The organism is Limimaricola cinnabarinus LL-001, from assembly GCF_000466965.1.
GTDB lineage: Bacteria > Pseudomonadota > Alphaproteobacteria > Rhodobacterales > Rhodobacteraceae > Limimaricola > Limimaricola cinnabarinus.
Window position 1 is genome coordinate 1 of the sequence record NZ_BATB01000118.1, and the last position, 5,521, is coordinate 5,521.

Below are 5,521 nucleotides of genomic sequence, written 5' to 3' on the forward strand. Positions count from 1 at the left end.
GCCCGAGGCGCGCCGCCGCCTCGCGCTGCGCGCCCGCGCCGCCTATGCCGAGGCCGCGCGCGAGATCGGCGCGCATTCGCGGCTGCGCATCGCGCCCGCGCTGCTGATGATGGGCCCCTACGAGCGGATGCTGCGCCAGATCGAGGCCGACGCGCACCGCGCGCCGCCGCCGCGCGCGCGCTGGCGCAAGCTGGTCGACGGTCTGCGCTGCCTCGCTTCCCCCGGCGCGTCGCGGTGAGGCGCGTCCATGTCGTCGGCGCGGGCTCGCGGGCCTCGCCGCCGCGCTGCGCCTGTCCGAACGCCCCGGCACCGAAGTGGTGCTGCACGAGGCGGTGAACCGCGCCGGTGGCCGGGCCTGGAGCTTTCACGACGCCCGGCTCGACCGGGTGATCGACAATGGCAACCACCTCGTGCTGTCGGGCAACGCCGAGGTCCTCGCCCATTGCGACCGCATCGGCACCACGCCGCTTCTCGACATCGCGCCGCGCGCGGAACTGCCGTTTCTCGATCTGGCGCGGGGCGATCGCTGGCTCTTGCGGCTGCCCTCCGGCCTTCGCGATCTCGTCACCGGCGGGCTGCGCCTGCCGCCCGGCACCGCTCTGTCGCTGGCCGCCGACACGCGGCGCCTGCTGTGCGCCGATGCGCGCGCCACCGTCGCCCATGCCATTCCCGGCCGCGGTCCCGCCTGGATCCGGGTGTGGGAGCCGCTGAGCCTCGCCGTGCTCAACGCCCCGCCCGAGACCGCCGCCGCCGCCCCCCTTGCCGAGGTGCTGCGCCGCACGCTCCTGCGCGGCGGCGCGGCGAGCCGCCCCATCACCATGCCGCAGGGCCTCGGGCCGACCCTCGTCGATCCGGCGCTGGCCCGCCTCGCCCGGCGCGGCGTCCACCTCGCGCTTCGCCGCCCGCTCACCGGGCTGGAGGCACGCGGCGACCGGATCACGGCGCTGCGCTTCGCCTCCGGCGAAGTGGCGCTTGGGCCCGACGACGCGGCAATCTTCGCCCTGCCGCCAGAGGCGCTGTCGCGGCTTCTCGACCTGCCGATGCCGGGGCCGGGTCAAAGCATCCTCAACGCGCATTTCCGCGTGGACCCGGAGGTGGCGGCGCGGATGCCGCCGCTTCTCGGCCTCGTCTCGGGTCTGTCGCACTGGGTGTTCAGACGCGGCGACGTGCTCTCGGTCACCGTCTCCGCCGCCGAAAGCTGCATTGACGCAAGCGACGCCGAGGCCCCCGAGGCGCGGATCTGGCGCGAGGTCGCGCAGGCCGCCGGGACCGACGCGCCGCCTTTGGCGTCCCGCGTGATCCGCGCCCGCGCCGCCACTGCCGAGGTCACGCCCGCCGCCCGCGCCGCGCGTCCGCCATTGAAGCCCTACGCCAACCTCGCGCTTGCCGGCGACTGGCTGTCGGGCGCGCTGCCAGAGACGATCGAGGCGGCACTCCTGTCGGGCCGCGCCGCCGCCCGTTCGATCGAAGCCTGAAGAGCCGCTCGGGGGTTGCGTCCCGTGCAACCCTGCCAGACCCAATCGGCGGTTGCCGCCCGTGGCCCCCTGCCCCATGTCTGGGTGCAGGGAGGGGGCAGATCTCAGAATACGAGGCCGTCCCAATGGCACAGACCGCAACGACCACCAATGCCAACCGTTCGCTGGTTGGATATCTGATCGCGCCTTTCGCGGCCATCGGCCGGGGTCTGGTGGCGATCGCCGAGGCCGGGCCGCGCATGCAGCAGGTCCGCCGCCTCAACGAGATGAGCGATGACGATCTCGCAGCACTCGGCGTGACCCGCGCCGAAATGGTGCGCAAGATCTTCGGCGGTTCGATCTACCTGTGATCCACCGCCTCGGGGCCGCCGCGACCGGCGGCCCCGGCGACACCTACGGGTATCCTGACTTGCAATCGTGGCGCGAAGCTCCATATTCGGGGGGCTGACGTTCTCTTTTTCGACCCTTCTGTTTCCGCTCGACCGGCTCAGTTGATCGATCCAGACTGCAACGCCGGGCTGCCGCATGTCGCGGGCAGTGTACTAGACAGGAGACACGGATATGGCCACTGGCACCGTGAAATGGTTCAACACCACCAAAGGCTTCGGCTTCATCGCACCCGACACCGGCGGCAAGGACGTCTTCGTCCACATTTCCGCCGTTGAGCGTTCGGGCCTGAACGGTCTCGCCGACGACCAGAAGGTGACCTACGACATCGAATCCGGCCGTGATGGCCGCGAATCGGCTGTGAACCTCGCTCTCGCCTGAGTGACGGATCCAACCGGATCGAAAAGCGGGGCCTCGTGCCCCGTTTTTTTTTATGCGCGAGTGATGCAGCCGTCCCACAGATCGAAGTCCCTCGCGGAACGATACTCCCGTTTCCATTCGGTCACTCACTCTAACGCCTTCGTTTTCAGGCGCTTGCGACGTGCTTCGAAGGGACCTCACAGCCCCTCGGACAGCGCCGCCAGCAGCCGGTCCGCCAAGGCCTGACGCTCGCTCTCGCTGCGCCCCCCCTGCCCGTCCAGCGTCAGCACCAGCTTGGCGCCGTCGCTGCGCACCACCGCGCGCGCGCCGTCCGGCAGCAGCGCCTCGGCCAAGGGCGGCGGCGTCTCGCGGCGCGGTCGCCCGCCCCGTGCGGCGGGCTTGGGCGCGGCCTCCGCCGGGGCCAGCACCGCCTCCAGCAACGCCCACTCCTCGCTCGCGTCATCCGGCGCGCCCTGCTCCAGAGCGTTGCGCAGTTTCGCGGCGAAACGCCCCGGATCGCGGTGGCGAGCCGCAGCCCCGCCGCTTCGGTCAATTCGCGCCCATGCACCAACAGGTCGCCCAGCTCGTAATGCACCGCGGCGAAGGAGCGGATCTTTGAGCGCTTGGCCTTGGACGCGGCGGCAAAGATCGCGTCGACCGCCGCTTCCATCGAAGGAAACGCGCCGAGATGCGCCGCCACGGCGGCGATCCGTCCGCGCTCATAGGGGGTGAGCTGGGCCCGGACCTCGTTCTCCTCGACCATCGCGGCATAGGCGGCCCCGACCTCGACCATGGGGCGCACGATGGCGCGGGCGACGGGCGGCGTGCCGTCCTCGGTCCCGATCAGGGCCAAGGCCCGCACCCGGCGCCAACCCGAGACGAGGCCATAGCGCCCCTCGCCCAGATCCATCACCTCGACCGGCAGGCGCTGGCCGTTGGCGCGGATCGAGGCGACGAGTTCCTCCATCGCCTCGGCGTCGGTCTCGACCCGGTCGCGGGTCAGGTGGTTCACCTGTATCCGCTCCAAGGGCAGCGTCTCGATCACCCGCCCCTCGGCCTGCGCGTCGCGCCACGACGCAGCCTCGGCCGCAACCCGCGCCTCGGTGGCGCGGTCGGTCGCCGGGCGGGCGTCGCGGCCTTGGGCCGCCTCGGAGGCGACCTGCGCGATGGGGGCATGGAGCGCCGCCGGGCCGCTCGCCGGTTTCGCGGCGAAACCGGCCTCGATCTCGGCGAGCGCGCGTGCGTCGGGGGCCTCAAGCGTCCTGCGTCTGGCCATCTCTGTCCTCCTGCTCTTCCATCATGTCGCGATACCAGCTGCCCAGCAGCAGCTCCTTGAACTCGGCATAGGTCCGGTCGAACGCCTCGCGCCCGCGCAGATAGGTCTCGCGGTTGAAGTCGCGGTAATCGGCCTCGTAGATACCGTTGATCTGTTCCCCCGCCTGACCGACGAGGGCGGTGAACTCCTGCCGGTAGGGGGTCATGAAGTCGCCGAAATAGGCCTGGATCACGTTGGCCAGATCGGTCTGCTGCCCGGCGTCGTAGCGGGTGATGATGGCGCGCACCACGTCCCATTCGAACCGCATCTCGGGCAGGCCGGCACGGCGGCGCTGCGCGTTCTCGCCCTCCTCGATCGAGGCGAAGGTCGAGTAGAGCATGTCGAAGAAACGACCCGTGGAGTCGAATTCAAGAAACGATGCGCCAAGCGGCACCAGCAGGATGTCGGCGGCGGAGAGCGAGTTGATCGTCAGGTAGCCGAGCGCGGGCGGGGTATCGAGAAAGACGATGTCGTATTCGTCGAGCAGACCCTCCTCGTTCAGCGCATTGTTGAGCGCGTCCCACAGCGACCACGACTTCAGCCCCATGCGCCAGACCGGGATCTGAAACTCGGACCAGTAGAGGTTCAGCTGTGCGCCGATCAGGTCGATGTTGGGCCAGTGCGTGGACTGGATCAGGTTTCGCGGCGAAACCTCCAGTGCCTCGGTCAGCGTCTCGTCGAGGGGCAGGGGGGGCTGCCCCTCGGCCTCGCGCACGAGGTTCTCCTGCTGCACCGCGCGGGCATAGTCGCGCGCAAGGAGCGGGAACACCGTCTGCCATTCATCGGCGACCTTGCCGCCCAGAAGCGAGGTCATCGAGGCTTGGCTGTCGAGGTCGATCACCAGCACCTTGTAGCCGTCGAGAGCCGCGGCCATGGCGAGATGCACGCAGGTCGTGGTCTTGCCCGAGCCGCCCTTGAAGTTGGCGACGGCGGCGATCTTGGCGGGCAGGCCCTCGGGGCGCCAGGGGCGGTATTCCTTGTTGGCGGCGCCTTCCTCGGAGAAGTGCTTTCGCAGCTTGAGCACGTCGTCGAGGCTGAACCACTTGGCCCCGGCCTCGCCTTCGCCCTGCGGCAGGTCGGGGTGGGATTTGAGCACCCGGCGCAGATGCGCGGCGGCGACCGGGATCAGGTAGCGGGTGATCTCCCAGATCGAGAACCGGCGCAGCGTCTTGGTGCCATCGGGGGCATAGCCGCGCTTGGCCATGTCGTCGCGGCCGCGCGAACAGAAGGTGGCGGCCTTGGCGAATCGCGTGGTATCCACGCGGGGCCCGAGACGGGCCGCGGCCTTGGCCGGGTCAATGTTGTGAAAGGGCGGTGAGGTCGTGTCCGCGCGCTTGTTCATGCGAAACCTTCTGTCATGTGCGCCGATTGGGCTGTTGTCGGCGGAACCTTCGCACATCGATCCCAGGAGCGGAATAGAGCGGATCACGTGGCACCGGTTCTGTGGCATCGAGGGTTTCGCGGCGAAACCTATCCCATTTTCCATTGCCAATTCATGATCGAACAGCACGCGCCGTGTTTGGTATGATTTAGGAACTTTAGAGTCTTTGGGTCTGAAAAACATAAGCACCACTTAGGCTTACAGGGCGTTAGGTACCCGTTTGCAGGGCTAGGGGCACCCAGATTCAGGGCCAAAGGTACCCGAGTTCGGGAGGAGGGGACCCCGGATACAGGGGCGCTGCTCTGCTGCGAAACCGGGGCGATCGGGGCGAAATCACCGGGTTTCGGGGCGGGAACACCGCCAAACGCGCCGTCTGAGTCCACTGATTCGTCTCCGGCGAGTCGGTCCGGGGGGTGTTGCGCTGCCGACAGGAACCAACGTGCGGTACGGTGACGGAAAGGTACCCCTTTACGGGATAGGATGGGGCGGGGTGAGAGGTACCCGGAACAGGCTTGCGCGGAGGTGCCATACTTGGCAGCTTGCCGACGACGCCGGGCAGGGTCGGGCAGGGGTCCGGGTTCGGGTCGGGGAAGGACAGGCGGG

5 protein-coding genes and 1 pseudogene are annotated in these 5,521 nt (G+C 69.2%); 4 read left to right on the top strand and 2 right to left on the bottom strand.

What is annotated here, in order from left to right; genetic code table 11:
• The 4 genes and pseudogenes from MBELCI_RS18285 to MBELCI_RS18300 form a co-directional block, all read left to right on the top strand.
• Positions 1-238, top strand: a pseudogene (locus MBELCI_RS18285) (squalene/phytoene synthase family protein); the annotation flags it as partial.
• 76 nt (positions 239-314) lie between these two features.
• Positions 315-1,475 (top strand): hydroxysqualene dehydroxylase, encoded by a 1,161-nt coding sequence (locus MBELCI_RS18290; protein ID WP_021695732.1) that lies wholly within the window; start codon positions 315-317, stop codon positions 1,473-1,475.
• Between the two features lie 125 nt (positions 1,476-1,600).
• Entirely contained in the window at positions 1,601-1,825 is a 225-nt protein-coding gene (locus MBELCI_RS18295) for a DUF1127 domain-containing protein (RefSeq protein ID WP_021695733.1), read from the top strand.
• A 211-nt stretch (positions 1,826-2,036) separates the two neighbouring features.
• Positions 2,037-2,243, top strand: coding sequence for a cold-shock protein (locus MBELCI_RS18300; protein ID WP_021695734.1), 207 nt, complete (start codon positions 2,037-2,039; stop codon positions 2,241-2,243).
• A 262-nt stretch (positions 2,244-2,505) separates the two neighbouring features.
• On the opposite strand, the gene MBELCI_RS18305 is transcribed toward MBELCI_RS18300, so the two are convergent.
• Together MBELCI_RS18305 and MBELCI_RS18310 are read right to left on the bottom strand one after the other, a co-directional pair.
• Complete coding sequence (locus MBELCI_RS18305; RefSeq protein ID WP_021695736.1) at positions 2,506-3,498, bottom strand: ParB/RepB/Spo0J family partition protein; 993 nt, start codon at positions 3,496-3,498, stop codon at positions 2,506-2,508.
• Positions 3,476-4,879 (bottom strand): AAA family ATPase, encoded by a 1,404-nt coding sequence (locus MBELCI_RS18310; protein WP_045320502.1) that lies wholly within the window; start codon positions 4,877-4,879, stop codon positions 3,476-3,478. The genes MBELCI_RS18305 and MBELCI_RS18310 overlap by 23 nt, the downstream gene beginning before the upstream one ends.
• Positions 4,880-5,521: the final 642 nt, after the last annotated feature.